The sequence below is a fragment of the Delftia deserti genome, assembly GCF_042653485.1.
Taxonomy (GTDB): Bacteria; Pseudomonadota; Gammaproteobacteria; order Burkholderiales; family Burkholderiaceae_C; genus Comamonas; species Comamonas acidovorans.
Genome location: NZ_JBHSIH010000001.1, coordinates 4,609,885 through 4,626,494 on the forward strand (window position 1 = coordinate 4,609,885; position 16,610 = coordinate 4,626,494).

A 16,610-nucleotide genomic window follows, 5' to 3' on the forward strand; every position below is an offset into this window, starting at 1 on the left:
CGCGGCCCCGATGCAGCGTAGCTTTCTGATGAGCACAAATACTCACAAAATCAAGGCTCCTGGCCTCATTCGGCGGCTGTTCCGGGATTTGCGGATGGCAGCGGCATGGCGGTGGAAAACTTGGCGCGCTTGACGCTGAAAAAACTCTTGACATTGCGCACGTTGGCGTCGCCCGTGAATAGCGCGCGGCTCAATTCCAGGTAGGCGGGCATGTCGGGCGCGGCCACCACGAGGATGAAATCAGGCCCGGCCGACACGCGCCAGCACTGCTGCACGGCGTCCAGCGCCACGGCGCGGCGCTCGAAGCTGTCCAGCGAATCACTGTCCTGGCGGTCCAGCGAGACTTCCACAATGGCCTGCAGCCCGTGGCCCAGGGCGGCGGCCAGGCGTTGCGGCTGCAGGATGGCCACCTGCCGCTCGATCAGCCCGGTCTCCTGCAACCGCCGCACGCGGCGCAGGCAGGTGGGCGGCGACAGCTGCAGCAGCGCGGCCAGGGCCTGGTTGCTGCGGCTGCAGTCTTCTTGCAGCAGCTGCAGAAGCTGCAGGTCTGTAGCGTCCAGTTGCATGGAATTTTGGTTCATTTAATTGTTCTGATTGAAATAATATTTCTTGACTGCTTGATGGTGAAATATTAGTTCAATAGATAAGGAAATCTGGCGAGAAATTTCTTTTCAACCTGCGTAGCATCCGTCGTCATCTCGAAACAAGGAGCTTGTCCATGTGTGGCGTCGTCGCAGCGGTTTCCTTCCGCGATATCGTCCCCGTTCTCGTCCAGGGCCTGCAGCGCCTGGAATATCGCGGCTATGACTCCTGCGGCGTGGCCGTGCAGGCGCTGGACGCCCAGGGCGTGCACAGCCAGGGCCTGCAGCGCGCCCGTTCCACGGCGCGCGTGGCCGAACTCATGGCCCAGGTGCAGCAGGACAAGGTCATCGGCCACACCGGCATTGCCCATACCCGCTGGGCCACGCATGGCGAGCCGGCCGTGCGCAACGCCCATCCGCATTTCAGCCACGGCCCTGGTGTCTCGCCCGTGGCCGACGCCGACCAGCCGGCCCGCGTGGCCCTGGTGCACAACGGCATCATCGAAAACTACGAAGCCCTGCGCGCCGAGCTGCAGTCCAAGGGCTATGTCTTCGCCAGCCAGACCGATACCGAGGTCATCGCCCACCTGGTGGACAGCCTCTACGGCGGTGATCTGTTCGATGCCGTCCAGGCCGCCACGCAGCGGCTGCATGGCGCCTTCGCCATCGCCGTCATGCACAAGGACGAACCGCAGCGCGTGGTCGGCTCGCGCGCCGGCTCGCCGCTGATCCTGGGCGTGGGCCAGGAGGGCGCCGAGCATTTCCTGGCCAGCGATGCCATGGCCCTGGCCGGCGTGACCGACCAGATCGTCTACCTGGAAGAGGGCGACATCGTGGATCTGCAGCCCGGCCGCTACTGGCTGGTGGGCAAGGGCGGCGAGCGCCTGGCGCCCGAGCAGCGCCCCGTGCGCACCGTGCACGCCCACAGCGGCGCGGCCGAGCTGGGCCCCTACCGCCACTACATGCAAAAGGAAATCTTCGAGCAGCCGCGCGCCATTGCCGACACGCTGGAAGGCGTGCAGGCCATCGTGCCCGAGCTGTTCGACGGCGCGGGCTCGGACGGCAAGGCCGGCACCTCGGCCTGGCGCGTGTTCAAGGAAATCGACCGCGTGCTCATCCTGGCCTGCGGCACCAGCTACTACAGCGGCTGCACGGCCAAGTACTGGATCGAATCGCTGGCCGGCCTGCCCTGCAGCGTGGAAGTGGCCAGCGAGTACCGCTACCGCACCAGCGTTCCCCATCCCAAGACCCTGGTCGTCACCATCAGCCAGTCGGGCGAGACCGCCGACACCCTGGCCGCGCTGCGCCACGCCCAGGGCCTGGGCATGAAGCACACGCTGACCGTCTGCAACGTGGCCACCAGCGCCATGGTGCGCGAGTGCGAGCTGGCCTACATCACACGCGCCGGAGTGGAGATCGGCGTGGCCTCCACCAAGGCCTTCACCACCCAGCTGGCGGGCCTGTTCCTGCTGACCCTGGCCCTGGCCCAGTCCCAAGGGCGGCTGAGCGAGGAAAGGGAGCAGCAGTACCTGGCCGCCATGCGCCACCTGCCCGTGGCCCTGCAGTCCGTGCTGGCGCTGGAGCCCCAGGTCATCAGCTGGTCCGAGGACTTCGCCAAGCGCGAGAATGCGCTCTTCCTGGGCCGTGGCATCCACTACCCGATTGCGCTGGAAGGCGCGCTCAAGCTCAAGGAAATCAGCTACATCCACGCCGAGGCCTATCCGGCGGGCGAGCTCAAGCACGGCCCGCTGGCCCTGGTGGACAGCGCCATGCCCGTGGTCACGGTGGCGCCCAATGACGAGCTGCTGGAAAAGCTCAAGAGCAACATGCAGGAAGTGCGCGCGCGCGGCGGCGTGCTCTACGTGCTGGCCGATGCCAAGACCAACATCGAAAGCAGCGAAGGCATGCACGTCATCCGCATGCCCGAGAACTACGGCGCGCTCAGCCCCATCCTGCACGTGGTCCCGCTGCAGCTGCTGGCCTACCACACGGCCTGCGCACGCGGCACCGACGTGGACAAGCCGCGCAACCTGGCCAAGAGCGTGACGGTGGAGTGAGGCAGAGGGTAGGGGGCAGCAGGGCTATTCTGGGTAATTAAAGTCGTAAACACGCAATTAAAGTTGTAAACAAGCCTGCAGCATCCATGCATCTTCGCGCCGTAATCGTTTGTAACGGTAAAGTCGTAAACTCGAATTCGACGGATGAAGATGACTTGGATATGCGGAGGTAAATTCAGCAGTTTTGAGCTTGTTGCTATAGAAAAGAGCGCACATTTTTGGCGCTCTTTTTTTAATGTGATGAGAGGTTCTTTCGGTCTGAGCAGGCTTACATGCAGCAATGCTGCAAGAGGCTGAGAGGAGCTGGTCACCCGTCCTCCGAAAAGATGTACGGTCCCAGGAAGTCATGGTGCACTCTTCAGCCTGGAACAGGAGAAAGCACTATGGCAGTCCGCCTGCATGGCGGCGATCGCGCGGCGCCTCGTATCCGCGCAGAACTCCAGCTAGCGACCGGCTCCCATCGGTCCTCGGCGAAGCTCTAGGGCATCAACCCCCAAGACCGCGGTCAAGTGGCATGCGCTCACTTCGGTGCTCGATGAGCTCGTGGGTCCTCGGGACAGAGCAAGCCAGCATCTTTCCCAAGAGCAAGAATACTTGGTGAGTGCGTTGCGCAAGCAAGGGCATCTGTCGGTGGACGATCTCATGGGGCAACCCCGTAGCGCCTTGCATCGATGCCTGTAGCGTCACGGAATCAGCCGACAACCCGCAACGCAACTGCCACGAAGGCACGGAAAGCTTGAAGAAACGACGCTGGGATCGGTCACATCTTCGAGCGCATTTTGCGATTTCAATGGTGTCGAGAAAAGGCAGACCAAGCCGTACCGCCCCTGGACGAACGGCATGGTCGAGCGCATGAACCGGACCATCAAGAAATTCACGATCAAGGCCTACGAGTACCAGGGAGTGGAGCAGTTACGGGAGCATGTCCAGGCCTTCGTTCAAAGCTACAACTTCGGAAAGCACTTGAGGGCGCTCAGGTGGAAGACACCATTCCGGGCAATTTGCGAGGCGTGGGCAAAAGATCCAAGCCGCTTTAGATTTCATCTGCACCATCCAACTATTGGACTGGACATCTAGCGCTTAGCCAATACTTCAAACGGTACTACATTAGTCCGTAGATCAACGCGAAGCTGAGTAGTTCAGCCCGAATGCCCGCCAACTGAAGGTACAGCATGGTATGACTAATAGCGCAAGCATGCTGTGTTGTCTAGTCGTGGATGTAGGTGTCCTTGAATTGTATGTAAAGGTTAAAGTCGCTTTATAAGCTCTGGTTGTCAGATTTCGTAAAAAATTGAACTTTTGAAAAATCTTTGAAATGTTGACATGTGCAAATGATTTTTGCCATATGCAGCTCAATTGATTGGTAACACTTATGTCCGCATTGTTGTCAGAAACTAAGTTGCAGAGGTCGTACGCCTCTTCGATTGATTCAACTGGGGAGGCCATTAGTAGCCTAACGCCAGAGTTGGTTATTGCATTATGTGGACCGATAGGATCTCCTTTGCATCAATCGGCAATGCAAATAAAGAACACACTTGCTGAGTTTGAATATCAAACGGAAATTGTTCGTTTAAGCGACTTGATTCGATTGAATGCGAAGAAAGTTAATATCGCGCTAGATGCTGATACTAAGTTTGATGAAATACAGTCGTTGATAAAAATTGGTGATGGGTTGCGGCAAAATTTTGGTCACGATGTTCTTGCAAAGCTTGCCATTGCAAAAATAGGAGCGGATCGTGCACAGCATTTTGGTGCTTTTGAAGATGTAGCCGCGGAATCTGAGAAGGTTGATAATGAAAAAATTAAGCAGCAGAGAATTTGTCATGTAATTGACTCTGTAAAGAATTCTGCTGAACTTGATTTGCTGAGGTTGATATATGGTGACGCCCTTTTTGCTGTAGGAGTATTTTCTCCTTTGGAATTACGTGTGGCGAATTTGGCAAAGCCTGGAAAACTGAAGCATGATGAAATAACGAGGCTAATTGACATAGATTCGGGAGAGGAATTCGATCACGGTCAATCTGTTAGAAACACGTTTCCCCAGTGTGATTTCTTTCTTCGTGTTGATCACGCAGTTGTTGGGCCATCTGAGGCAAAGGCTATTGCGCAGATTAATGAGCGTGTACGACGATTCTTTGATTTAATTTTTAGGACTGTTGTTATCACCCCCACTGCAGAAGAAACGGCGATGTATGCAGCTACATCGGCAGCGCGTAACTCGGCTTGCCTTTCTAGGCAGGTTGGGGCTGCTGTGACTAGCGCTACGGGTGAGCTTCTGGCCGTTGGTTGGAATGATGTGCCTCAAAGCGGTGGAGGGCTTTATGGAATGAAGCCCCTTTCTATGCGTTTGCTTGTTGAGAGCGCCCAAGAAGATCATCGTTGCTTTTCTCAAGTTGGCTCACCATGTCATAACGATAGGGAGAAGGATTCTATTGCGCGTAAAGTCGTTGAAAGCCTGGTAGAAGGAGGTGTTCTGTCTAAAGACGTAACGGACAAGGCTGTACAGACAATATTGGGTGATACTCGCGTGAAAGATTTAATAGAATTTTCACGAGCTGTTCACGCCGAGATGCACGCAATTCTTGCTGCAAGTCGTATTTCAGGTGATCGAGTGGTACAAGGCAAGATTTTCGTAACTACCTACCCATGCCACTCATGTGCTCGCCACTTAGTTGCAGCAGGTATTTCTGAAATTCACTATATTGAGCCATATCGAAAGAGTTTGGCGACTAGGCTTCATGAAGATGCGTTGACGGAATCTTCCGAGGCGCATGGTAAGGTTCAGCTACGGCAGTACGATGGCATCGCGCCGCGGCGCTTCATCGAAATGTTTGAAGGGAGAGGTCGGAAGGAGGCCGGCATGCTAAAATTGCCAAGCCGAACGGAGGCCATGCCCCTAACCCAAGTGAGCCTCAAGGCGATTCCTCGGCTGGAGGAGGTTGTGGTTGCAGAAATTGAGACCAAGAACCTTGAGCTTCCAAGTCTTCTTGCTAGTGAGGAAAACAATGCCAAAGTTACACGATAGACCTGAGCAGTTGCCCCTGCGGCTGTTCGTAGATGTCAGTGTGCAGACGCAGGCTCTTTCCTGTTCGGTGAAGAAGAAAGAGGCTACATCGAAGGGCGGGGCGATGCCGACGCCTCAGGCTGCTTCAGAACACGATATGTCGGTTTACCGACAAATATCTGGTAATTATTTCCGTAGCCGACAGAAGGCCTGATCCAGGATTAGGGTGGAGCAAGCTGTTGCTTGCAGATCGCACGTTCATATGTGCCGACTGGTGCCGGCGCGGTAAGCGGTGAAGTCGTACCTTGCTGTAGCTGCGCTGCCGTCTGGCCGTCTCGTCGCGAGCCTGCACCGGCGTCTCGAACCATAGCTCGTTCAGACACTTGTCGTGGAACATACGGTTGAAGCTCTCGATGCAGGCGTTCTGGACTGCATCGTTGATCATGTGCCGCGCGTCCAGTCCCACCGCCAACGCCATGAAAGCCCGGCTGGTGAACCCCGGCCCCTGATCGGTGCGGATGGTCAGGTGTTAGCGTCGGAAGTGCGCGGCTCGGTCCAGCAAGTGCACGACGTACTCGTCGCCCATCAGTTGTCAATGCCATGACGGTTGCTTATCGAGGGCTAAAGCTCGCCCGGGGACGCTTGGCCTTGCGTCGCTTGCGGCACCGATAGGTTCGCCAGCTTGTACAGGCGCCACACCCGCTTGTAGTTCACCTGCTGTCCCTCCAAGGTCAACAGTTATTGGATGCACTGTTAGCCAAAGTGTCAGTGCCCAGCGCCAATTCGACGATGCGCGTGCTCAGCTTGGCCGCGCAATTGTTCGTGCGGCGCGGATTCTGGCTGTTCGTTCTGGACTATCCGCATAGCGAAAGGCGCTGCGCTCGCTGATGTTCAGTTCCTGAACCCTCTTGGCAGCGGCCTCGCGTCTGGTCTGCATGGTCAGCGCTTTACCTCGAAGCCCACCTTCAACGCTTCAATGTGCAAGCGGGCCGCGGCTCGTATTTTCTTGAGCTTGGCGTTCTCGCCCTCTATCTCGTGCAGCCGCGTGGCTTCGCTGGGTTGCATGCTACCGAACTTGGCACGCCAGGCCGCATCGCTAAAACGACCCACCCAATTGCGGCTTGGCGCATCTGCCTGGAACTGGCTGTCAAGCACGTTGTCGGCGAAGGCGCTGCGCTCGCCAAGGTCTTTGGGCAGGCCTCGGCGACGAGGCCGTGCAGGAAGTGCCCGTTCACGCATCAGCCGCTTAATGCGGTGCAGTCCGCAGTGCTCCCCTAATGCCAGCACGCCATGCCACACGCGCCGCCACAGCCATCTTGGCGGCATCAGTCCCGAGGCGTTTGAACGCGCCTCGGCTTGAGGCTGGGGTTTGTCTACCAGACCAGGGGCAGTCCACTCCAAGGATTGGCGGAGCTTGTCTGCTGGACCAGAGGGCAGTCCAGCTCAGCGTTTGCGATTGGACTGAGATAGAACCGAGGCAGCAAGTATTTTTGTCGTTGACGAAGAGCGAGAGTTGTCCAGCGCTGCGGATGCTTTGCCTTCAGTTTTCCCTCCAGTCTGCGCAGAGCCTCCCGATTGACGTAGCGCAGATGCTGCCATGGTCTTCTGAATTCCACTTGAGGACGGGCTTTGAAGAGTTTTCGCAGCAAGGGATGCCACTTTAGGCGAGGTTTGCTTACTATTTTTCCCCATGGAGACGCTCCTTTAAATATTAAATTGGAATGCTTCGACTATTTAATCGCACATATATTCTTCGAACAAGCAATACTTCAATTTAATGAAGAGACACTTGACGAACTTTCACACCACTCTACTTTTCCTTCTTTAATCCAGAAATGAGATTTACATCCATCCTTAAGCCAAATAGATGGATGCAAGCTTGGACGGCCTTGAGCATCAACCGTCAGTTCCCAGCGTGGGCGTGCCTCAGGGATTAGGAGGAGCTCAAGAGATCTACTACAGCCGCACGGGCACTTCATTCCAATACACCAATCTTCACCTTCATCTCGTGCTAGCACGAGGTCTCTTTCCGGCAATTCCTTCGGCAAACTATCGCCTGACACCACTATCAGGCGTCTTCCGGCTGGTGGACTTGCCCAAAATCGGCCCCACCACTTGGAAAATGCCTTTGTTAATCTTTGCGCAGAATTACGTATGAAGGATTTCAACCCTAAATATTTTTTCATTCCGTGGTTTCCGTAGAAAGCGCCGGTATGCCAAGCAAGGGTTCTTGTGCTCCTTTGCCTAGAAAATGGAAGGGATGCGAAGGAAAATATTCCTCGCCAAAGAAATCTTCTTCAGTCGCCGCAAGAGATAATTTTCGGCGGGCATGGCCACTATTTCCATCATGACGGAATGGGTATGCGCGGGCAATGAACTCAAGCACAGCATCCGCTGCTGCCCTCATATTTAGCGAAATTACTGAAGGAGCTTCTTCATTTGCGCCAGGAATATATCCCTCATCAAGTTGCGATTTGTATTGAGCGGCATCCGTTCTTTTTAAGTACTCCCCTCGAATTCCTTGCTGCGTATATACTCCGCGCTCATAGAGCATGGGGGCTCCTGGCCAAACATAGTCCACGCGAGCACATACATCAAAGATGCTCAGCCCCTTTTTCCCTGATCGCGTCGGTATGGTTACGCCCACATCGAAGGCCGGCAACAGGAAAAATGCTGCAATCAAGTCTACGATTTGCCGGCCTTCCTGAGAGTCGACGCAGCTGAATAAAACGTCGGCCTGACAAGCCTTGATGACTGCCGTACGCGAGATGATATTTTCAGGAACAGGCAGGGCAACGTCTGCCCCCCTGTATGAGTCGATAGCACGTCGCATGGAATCCACTTTGAGTACATTCAAGCCGGCATCAGATTCCGTTGAATTCAGTATGCGGTTCAGATTTTTCTGCTCTACACGATCAAAGTCTACCAAGATAATCTGACCAAAACCTAGCCGGGCAAGCTGCTCTGCAACGATCGATCCTGTGCCCGAAACCCCAACCACGCATGCTGACAGTCTTCCCAACTCGTCACGAGATTCGGCGGTAAAGGCCATGGGACGCTTTGCAAACTGACCATCAGCCCACCAGAAATTTAAGTCGTGATGGGCCATCGTCACTACATCGATTATGTGGCACTCCATGGCTTTGGAGTAAATTCGCCCAAGGATTGCACCTGTGGGAACCATAATTGCTGAGCCGTGCAAAGTTTCTATTGCGTGATGCAGGCAGGGAATGACTTCTTGATCACTACTATCGTCCAATTGAGAAAAGCCAAAAAACCCTCCTGGATGTGAGTGCAAGAGAATCAAACTGTCACCAGTTGGCTCAGCTTTATCGATCGCAGCTTCGACGGCGACGCCAGGCCACTTAAGGAAGTCAGCATGGCGCTGACATTGTGAGTGGGGTACAAGGACGATGTCGTGTGCAAGAAGGCGTGTTCGATTTCCGGCGACTCTGGAGCAAACCAGAATCGCTGCGGCCTCGAGTCCGTCGCCTGGAAAAAGGTGCTTGCGCGCGCGCTCATACACCTCATGCGTCAACGTTAGACACGAGGCCGGCATCATTGCTGGACCTCCTTCAGCAAAGATGTTTCAACGAGTGCAAGATGCGTGATCAAGTTGTCGACGCCAGGGCGCCACTGAGAAGCGCCGCCACGGTGACGGGACCAGCGTTGAAATTGCATCCCCGAGACCACGACACGCGCTTCGGTTGCCGGTATCCCAGCTCCGCTAGAGAGCGTCGCTTGCGGAAACAGATAAAACATGTCGACCTCAGACATGGGGTATGTTTGAGGAATGTTCAGCGCCAACTGCACCACGGAAGGCGAGTACCCTTCAGGCAGCTGATATTGAGGCAGGATGACCCAACGGGTTTCCCCTTGAACCACCGCTTGCCAACCTGGGTAGTGGGTGTTGAGATGGAGTTCATCACCCTCCGGGAGCCGAAACTGGCGCAGCAGATGCACGCCTTCCCCATTGTTGATCTCATTGGGTGAAACCCGCAGCTTCTCGATTCCGGGTGTGGTCAAGTCGATGTCGTCGTCCAGGGTCAAGGCCCGTTTGGGCTGGTCTTTCACCTTCAAAAAGATCTGCCACCCTTTGTCGAGGTTGATGCCTGCGACAGCCAGCGCATCACGGACTTTCACAGTCGAAGTCCGGAAACCGAAGAAGTCATCCTGGATTTTCAACACCCAGCGGGTGAAGAGCTGTTCTACCCCAGCCGCTCCCAACTGCACAATTTCATCATCGTCCAGCAAGCGATCTTCCTCGCGCTCGAGCGAAAGGTAGAAGCTCTTAGATGGAGGCAAGTTTGCTAGCTTGCGCAAGATCTTTACCGGAACGCTGGAGGCTGGCCAGTCGTATCGCAGGCCATCGACCGTCAGCCGCAGCAGGGCATCGCTTTCGCAGACGATGAACCGGTTCTCACCATTTTTGAGGCGAGCTACCTCGGTCGGGCTAATGTCCTCAACACCATGATCCAACCACTGAAGGACGCAAACCTGAGGTTCAGGATTGAATCCGGCTGCAAGCGCGATCTGCGTCCCTGTAGGAGTTCCATCGTCAAGGTGGACGGTACGCAGTTCCAGGTCAAGGCCGCAGACATGGATTTGTTGCCCCTGGCCGGGGCGGGTATCTTCATGCGAAACCATTTTGGTTCCTTTTCTTTAAAAAACTTCTTCTAGTGATGTGGGAAATTCCCACATCGCCCTGCAGTTTTCCAATGAAAAGTTGACAACCTCATGCGCTCAGCACGACACTCTTGGCTTCCACACCGAACGAGCGCGATCGCGTGAGTTCACTCAGGGGGTCAACCTTCACTGGTTTGACCCCTTGTTTCATTTTGCTGCGTTCATCTCACCCTCCATGTCAGTACTAGTCACGCATGCCATCGCATGTGCTCTCGGTTGACATTATAGGGTTGCGCCCGCATGTGTCAACGGGGAGCACATTCCTTGTCATGTGCCCCTTGTTGACATGTCAGCGCGGTTGACATGGCCGCTTGTATTGACTAGATTTTGTTCCAGAGGAGCCGTTGACGTGATTGAAGAGAGCGGTCTGTACGTTGCCTTGGGTGAGAACATTCGTTCTCGCCGGTTGCTTGCTGAGCTGACGCAGGCCAAGTTGGCTCAGCAGGTCGGTTTGGAGCGTACTTCGATCACCAACATTGAGAAGGGTACGCAGAAGGTTCCACTTCATGTTTTGCTGCGCATCTGTGAGGCTCTTGATGTCAACGTCGCTAGCCTGCTGGAGGCGCTACAGCGAGAGGCGGTTTCCGAACACCAAAAGTCCGAGATTGACGGACCGTCGCTCATGGCTGAGCTGAGTTCTGCTGGCAGTCCATTGTTGGGAAGCGCCATCGCACGCGTCTTGGCACCGACTTGAGGGGCACATGTCTCACACAGTAAAGACTATTGAACAGCGCGCGCAGGAGCTTCTGCGAGGTGCGCGTGTGACTAGTACGCCGGTCGATCTATCGAAGATCGCGCATTTCTGCAATGCAGAAATTCATTGGGAGAAGATGGAAGCGGATGTGTCAGGTGCGCTTGTCGTGCGCGGTCACGAGCGGCACATCTTTGTTAATCAAGAGCACCCCGAGGTCCGGCAGCGTTTCACGATTGGCCACGAGTTCGGCCACCTGATCCTCCACGATACAGGTGACAGGATGATCGTAGATAAGGACCTGCGCATATACCAACGCGTTGGTGAAGCTTCATCGTTCGCTTACACCGCTGTTGGAGCAACGACCACGCCCCAGGAGGAGCGTGAGGCAAACATGTTTGCCGCTGCGTTGCTGATGCCTGCGCCTGTGATCGCTGCAGAAGCTTTGGTTCGGGATATTTCTGATGAAGATCAGATGCAGAGCTTGGCCCAAGAGCTCAAAGTTAGCTTGCAGGCACTCTTGATTCGACTTCAGCAACTCAAGGTCATCGAGAGCACCTTGGGAGCGCCACTTAAGCAAACAACATTGTTTGACTGAGCTTTGACGAGCCCTGCCGTCGGGGCAGCTCAAGCGTCTTAGATCTAGCGCCGTTCAGAGGAAATGGTGAATCGCCCCGGGTTTCGAGGAGGCTCCAACTCTGGAGAATGGAGCTATGAAGAAGTCCCCGAAGTTTTCGCCTGAGGTGCGTGAGCGCGCCGTGCGCATGGTGCAGGAGCACCGGGCGGAGCATCCGTCGCAATGGGCGGCCATCGAGTCCATCGCTGACAAGATCGGCTGCGTGCCGCAGACCTTGCACACTTGGGTGAAGCAGCACGAGGTCGATGCCGGCCAGAGTGATGGCGTTAGCACGGCGGAGGCGCAGCGCATCAAGGAGCTGGAACGAGAGGTGCGCGAACTACGCAAGGCCAACGAGATTCTGAAGCTGGCCAGCGCGTTTTTTGCCCAGGCGGAACTCGACGGGCAGGCCTTCCTGCGCCGCATCAAATCCTGAAGGCATTCGTCGACCAGTACCGCCAGCAGCTTGGGGTCGAGTCGATCTGCCGCGTCTTGCAGATCGCCCCATCGGCGTACTGGCGCCACGCCGCGTGCCAGCGCAGCCCGGCCTTGCGCTCGTTGCGAGCCCAGCGCGATACACAGCTGCTGCCGCAGGTGCAGCGCGTCTGGCAGGCCAACCACCAAGTCTATGGCGCCGAGAAGGTCTGGCGTCAACTCAACCGCGAAGGTGTTGCGGTGGCACGTGCACCGTCGAGCGGCTGATGCGCCAACTCGGGCTGCAGGGCGTGCGCCGCGGCAAGGCGGTGCGGACCGCCATTGCTGATTCCAAGGTGCCATGCCCGCTGGACCGGGTCAATCGGCAGTTCCGTGCCGAGCGGCCCAAACAGCTCTGGGTCTCTGACTTCACCTACGTCTCGACCTGGCAGGGCTGGGTCTACGTGGCATTCGTGGTGGACGTGTTCAGCCGGCGCATCGTGGGCTGGCGGCAGAGCCGCTCGATGCACACCGAGTTCGTGCTCGACGCGCTGGAGCAGGCGCTGTACGACCGCAAGCCGTCTGACGACGGCAGCTGACGCACCACTCTGACAGGGGGTCGCAATACCTGTCCATCCGCTACAGCGAACGCTTGGCCGAAGCCGGCATCGAGCCCTCAGTGGGCTCCAAGGACGACAGCTATGACAACGCGCTGGCCGAGACCATCAACGGGCTCTACAAGGCCGAGGTCATTCACCGGCGTGGGCCGTGGAAGACCAAACAGGCGGTGGAACTGGCGACGCTGCAATGGGTGGCCTGGTTCAACCATCATCGGCTGATGGGGCCGCTGGGCTACGTCCCGCCTGCCGAGTTCGAAGCCAACTACCATCGACAACGCGCTGGTCAGGCCGCGACCGTCTGACTTAAACCAACTGGCCTCCGCGGAACCCGGGGCGATTCAGTAGGGTAGGCGTCCGGTGAAGCTAGCGGCAGCTCTTTGTAACGTCCAGATGAGCGATTCCTTGTGTAGCGACTTCTTTCGGAATACTCTATTGAAATGCCAGAAGTGGACAGCCTATTTTCCGAGTATCAGCTCCTGTGCTGGCTGCCTGACGAGACACTGTTCAGTCTTGTTAGCCGTCATCACCAGTTGTGGGGACACGTCACATCTGCTCAAACATGCCAACTGATCTTCGGCCGTGCACGTGCCGGTACCCATCATGATTTATCCAATAGTCTTGGTGCCTTCGCGCAGCGCACAAACGGTTTGCTTGGCGACGTAAATTCCGTTGCGAGAGAGCGGACTCTACTTAAATTCTACGCAGCCTTCGTTCCACAAAGTGAGACTGAAAACGCAGTAGCGTGCATGTCCAGTAACAGCGTAGCCTATTTGAAGCTGCGCCTTGGCATCCTCACAAGCCGATTTCGCGCTAACCATCCGCTAAAAGCCTGTTCCCAATGCATGGAGCAGGACATCCGCGAGACCGGGTGGGCCTATTGGCATCTGAAGCACCAGTTCCCAGGTGTATGGATGTGCACGACACATAAACAACAACTGTTGCTATCAACCCTCAAAGCCAATGGGGTAAAGCGTTTTCAATGGCTTTTGCCTCACTGGAGTGAATTGAATCCTGCCAGTTTGGTGACCGGCGAGACCGCCTCGTCTTGCGTGTTACTGAGCCTTGCAGAACTCATTGAGGCCCTTGTCCAAGCAGCGGTACACCAGCCTTTGTTGTGGAGAGAACTGCACGAGGTCTACCGTCAAGAACTACGGCTGCGTGGATGGACTGCTGGTGTTGCCAGCTTGCGTACGGCTCAGATCGCGGCGGCCTTCCTCGACTACTGCAAGCCGCTGAGGTGCATTCCGGAGTTTGCCGCGCTGGCGGAAGATGGAGTAGCTATGGCGACACAGTTAGGCCGATTGCTGAGACCTCCCCGATGTGGCACCCACCCACTGAGGCACCTACTGCTTATCCATTGGCTGTTTGGCGATGTCCAACGCTTTGACGTCGCACTGAAATCTGAGAGTCTCAACAACCACCCGCCCACTCATGAGGGTGTTCCGGCCACAGTGCCCGTTGTTGACCCCCGAGTTACCCACCTCTGCAGTCTCATTCAGCAGGAGGGGCAATCTGTGCGCAGAGCTGCAGGCTTGGTTGGTGTCGATACGCATACAGCGCTCGTGTGGGCTGCAAAGGCTGGAATAGCGATTTCACGCCGCCCACAGAAGCTGTCTACAGATGTCCGTGCCGGCGCAAGCCGTGACTTGCGCCGCGGGAATGACAAAGAGCAAGTGGCATTTCGAGCGGGTGTCTCAGTCGGGACCATCACTCGATTGCTGCTCAGCGACGTAACTCTGCATGCAGACTGGTCTGAGGCGCGAAGAGAACAAGCGAGATCCCAGTCGCGAGCACGATGGCTCCAGCTGTTGCAGTTATCGGGAAGTCTCGGGATTAAATGGATGCGCCAAATGGACACGCGCACCTACACCTGGCTCTATCGAAACGACCGCGCCTGGTTGGATGCTCACAAGCCGGCGCCTCTTCCCCAGCGTTCAAGGTCCCTCCCGGTTGACTGGGCAGCTAGAGACGAACGACTAAGCGGCTTGGTCCGTGAAGCAGCGCTGCGTCTCATGGAGGAGCGGGGCGTGCGGCGTATCCAATTTTGGCAGTTGTGCCAGCAAATACCTGATCTCCGAGCAAAGCAGGCTGCTTTGCACCGGCTGCCCCGCACCCTTGAGGCCATCCAGGCGGCAATGACTGCACACGTGCCATCTCAGGACCTTTTGCGCTGAGTCAACCCAATTGCACTCGCGTTTTGAACTTGATATGCATATATGTATTAATGTATGCTTAATGCATGATGGAAACGGAAGTGAGAGTACGCGCAGCCAACGCGCGACGCATCTGCACGGCGCATGGAATCGCCCAAGCCGACATCGCTGCTCATGTTGGGGCCAGTCAATCGCAGGTCAGTCGCATCCTCAAAGGGGAGGGCATCAGGGCTTCCCGACTGTTTGAAGAGGTTTGTCTTTTCGTTGAACGGTTCGAGGGCGGCATCAGTGCAGATGCTGTGCGCGGCAATCGGGAACTGATTGAGGCACTTCAAGCCACATGGGATGGCTCCGCTTCACATGCCAAGGCTCTCGCGGCGGTGATTCGGTCGTTGGCGATTTTCAGACCTACTTGACCATGAACGGAGACAGCCCATGAACATGCTTGTTCAACCAGCACCTTTGCCGGAAGAAATGGATCGCGGCTATCTGGGACGGATCATGCGGATCAATGGTTACCGTTCCCCAAAGGACATGGTCGAAGCGATGGCCGGGCACTTTGGTAAGGAAGGGAAGACACGCCGTGAAGTCACAACGCACGAGCTTCTAAGCCGGATGGCGGGAATGACTACCGAGCACTTTGCGCAGCGTCACACGACCATGCCGCTTCGCCGGGGGATTACCTCCTATCTTCCAACGCTTGTGCATGGCGCTGCTGAGCGCACAAGTCTGCTATACGTCAGTGGCACCTTGCGAAAGTATCCGGCGGCCTTCTTCTGCGAGGAATGTGTGAGGGCAGATATGTATTTTCACGGGACGAGCTATTGGCGCCGAGACTTGCAGACTCCAGGCCAGCTGTGGTGTCCCAAACACGAGGAACCGCTGAGCTTTGCTGCCGGAGCGGATCCCTTCCTTACTTCCCCTGCCGAATATGGTGGGAAGTTAGGGAAAATACCCCTGGACTGGGTGACGCCTGCCATTCGCAATGTTCAGGTGGAGCGGTTCTTAGATCTGGCTACCGCGCTCTATGATCGGACTTCTCCTCTCGATGTTGCCCTCATTACTCCACTTCTCCGCGATATGGGGAGCGCGCAGGGTTTCAAGGCCAACGCTTGCTCGAAAAAAGGTGCGTTGATCAGTGACCGGATCAAGGAGCTATTTCCAGAACAGTGGCTGAGCACCGTGTTTCACGAAGTGGTCAAAAAATCTCCAGGAACTTACCTCCACCAAGTGGATGGAACCCTTTATCTACGAAAATCTGCCTCGTCCGTAATTGCCTACTTGCTGGTGCTGTCGATGCTGTTTGAGAGCGCAGACCAAGCAGTATGTGCATTGGCTGAAGCCAGCAATGGGAAAGTGCTGCCATTGTGGCGGTCACGGTTCGAGAAACCAAATATTCCAGACGCGCATGAGCTATTTGACCAGTATGTAGCCGCGAAGGGCGGGCATTCAGTGGTCGCACAGCTGCTGGGGTTGCCTCTTCATACCGTACGAAAAGCCCTGTGTGATCTCGGTTTACCAAACTTACCGGAGTGGGATGAGACATCGGACGTTGGAGCAGTCATTGCATTGAAAGCGTACTATTTAGACAAGCTTTCCTATACCTCTTGTCTTGAAACCTCCGGTATGACCGAGACGCGCTTTGATGCGCTAATGCGTCGGTGCGGCCCTAAGATGGCAATCGCCCTTGAGCGAATGAGTCCGAAGATTAGCATCAGACCACGGGCGCGCCAAGCGAAAGGTCAGCTGCCTTCAATACAGAACGAGGCGGCAATCAATTGAAAAATA

General features: G+C 56.1%; 12 protein-coding genes, 3 pseudogenes and 1 other annotated feature. Of the genes and pseudogenes, 9 read left to right on the plus strand and 6 right to left on the minus strand.

Going from position 1 to position 16,610, the window contains the following annotated elements:
- Positions 1–65: 65 nt before the first annotated feature.
- On the minus strand, positions 66–581 hold the full coding sequence (locus tag ACFPFG_RS22020; protein WP_183021132.1) for an Lrp/AsnC family transcriptional regulator: 516 nt from the start codon (positions 579–581) through the stop codon (positions 66–68).
- A gap of 137 nt (positions 582–718) precedes the next feature.
- Between ACFPFG_RS22020 and glmS the strand changes: the two genes are divergently transcribed.
- From glmS to ACFPFG_RS22035, 3 genes and pseudogenes are all read left to right on the plus strand, one after another.
- Entirely contained in the window at positions 719–2,638 is a 1,920-nt protein-coding gene (glmS, locus tag ACFPFG_RS22025) for a glutamine--fructose-6-phosphate transaminase (isomerizing) (protein ID WP_380108256.1), read from the plus strand.
- A 383-nt stretch (positions 2,639–3,021) separates the two neighbouring features.
- Positions 3,022–3,715: pseudogene (locus ACFPFG_RS33605) on the plus strand (integrase core domain-containing protein).
- A gap of 295 nt (positions 3,716–4,010) precedes the next feature.
- Positions 4,011–5,663 (plus strand): anti-phage dCTP deaminase, encoded by a 1,653-nt coding sequence (locus ACFPFG_RS22035; protein WP_046238517.1) that lies wholly within the window; start codon positions 4,011–4,013, stop codon positions 5,661–5,663.
- Between the two features lie 124 nt (positions 5,664–5,787).
- Here the strand turns inward: ACFPFG_RS22035 and ACFPFG_RS22040 are convergent, their stop codons facing one another.
- The 5 genes and pseudogenes from ACFPFG_RS22040 to ACFPFG_RS22060 all read right to left on the minus strand — a co-directional run bounded on the left by ACFPFG_RS22040 (position 5,788) and on the right by ACFPFG_RS22060 (position 10,289).
- Positions 5,788–6,120, minus strand: coding sequence for an integrase core domain-containing protein (locus ACFPFG_RS22040; RefSeq protein ID WP_052734029.1), 333 nt, complete (start codon positions 6,118–6,120; stop codon positions 5,788–5,790).
- 617 nt (positions 6,121–6,737) lie between these two features.
- Positions 6,738–6,947, minus strand: a pseudogene (locus ACFPFG_RS22045) (IS3 family transposase); the annotation flags it as partial.
- Positions 6,948–7,411: 464 nt separating this feature from the next.
- Positions 7,412–7,828, minus strand: a complete 417-nt coding sequence (locus tag ACFPFG_RS22050; RefSeq protein WP_227740891.1) for a ubiquitination-like system serine protease family protein — start codon at positions 7,826–7,828, stop codon at positions 7,412–7,414.
- Positions 7,825–9,204, minus strand: a complete 1,380-nt coding sequence (locus ACFPFG_RS22055) for a ThiF family adenylyltransferase (protein WP_080945272.1) — start codon at positions 9,202–9,204, stop codon at positions 7,825–7,827. Before ACFPFG_RS22055 ends, ACFPFG_RS22050 begins: the two co-directional genes overlap by 4 nt.
- Positions 9,201–10,289 carry a multiubiquitin domain-containing protein gene (locus ACFPFG_RS22060; RefSeq protein ID WP_046238515.1) on the minus strand — a complete coding sequence of 363 codons (1,089 nt, stop codon included), beginning with the start codon at positions 10,287–10,289 and terminating at the stop codon, positions 9,201–9,203. The genes ACFPFG_RS22055 and ACFPFG_RS22060 overlap by 4 nt, the downstream gene beginning before the upstream one ends.
- A 388-nt stretch (positions 10,290–10,677) precedes the next feature.
- Between ACFPFG_RS22060 and ACFPFG_RS22065 the strand changes: the two genes are divergently transcribed.
- The 6 genes and pseudogenes from ACFPFG_RS22065 to ACFPFG_RS22090 all read left to right on the plus strand — a co-directional run bounded on the left by ACFPFG_RS22065 (position 10,678) and on the right by ACFPFG_RS22090 (position 16,604).
- Positions 10,678–11,022: a helix-turn-helix domain-containing protein gene (locus ACFPFG_RS22065; protein WP_052734027.1), complete on the plus strand. Its 345-nt coding sequence runs from the start codon at positions 10,678–10,680 to the stop codon at positions 11,020–11,022.
- A gap of 7 nt (positions 11,023–11,029) precedes the next feature.
- Positions 11,030–11,617 (plus strand): ImmA/IrrE family metallo-endopeptidase, encoded by a 588-nt coding sequence (locus ACFPFG_RS22070; RefSeq protein WP_052734026.1) that lies wholly within the window; start codon positions 11,030–11,032, stop codon positions 11,615–11,617.
- A 115-nt stretch (positions 11,618–11,732) separates the two neighbouring features.
- A pseudogene (locus ACFPFG_RS22075) lies at positions 11,733–12,971 on the plus strand (IS3 family transposase).
- Positions 12,011–12,142: a sequence feature (AL1L pseudoknot), on the plus strand. (Overlaps the previous pseudogene by 132 nt.)
- Positions 12,972–13,106: 135 nt before the next feature.
- Complete coding sequence (locus tag ACFPFG_RS22080) at positions 13,107–14,843, plus strand: TnsD family Tn7-like transposition protein (RefSeq protein ID WP_088165625.1); 1,737 nt, start codon at positions 13,107–13,109, stop codon at positions 14,841–14,843.
- A 65-nt stretch (positions 14,844–14,908) separates the two neighbouring features.
- Positions 14,909–15,238 carry a helix-turn-helix transcriptional regulator gene (locus tag ACFPFG_RS22085; protein WP_080945268.1) on the plus strand — a complete coding sequence of 110 codons (330 nt, stop codon included), beginning with the start codon at positions 14,909–14,911 and terminating at the stop codon, positions 15,236–15,238.
- A 19-nt stretch (positions 15,239–15,257) separates the two neighbouring features.
- The gene (locus ACFPFG_RS22090) at positions 15,258–16,604 is read left to right on the plus strand and encodes a TniQ family protein (protein WP_080945267.1); all 1,347 of its coding nucleotides are present in this window, start codon (positions 15,258–15,260) and stop codon (positions 16,602–16,604) included.
- Positions 16,605–16,610: the final 6 nt, after the last annotated feature.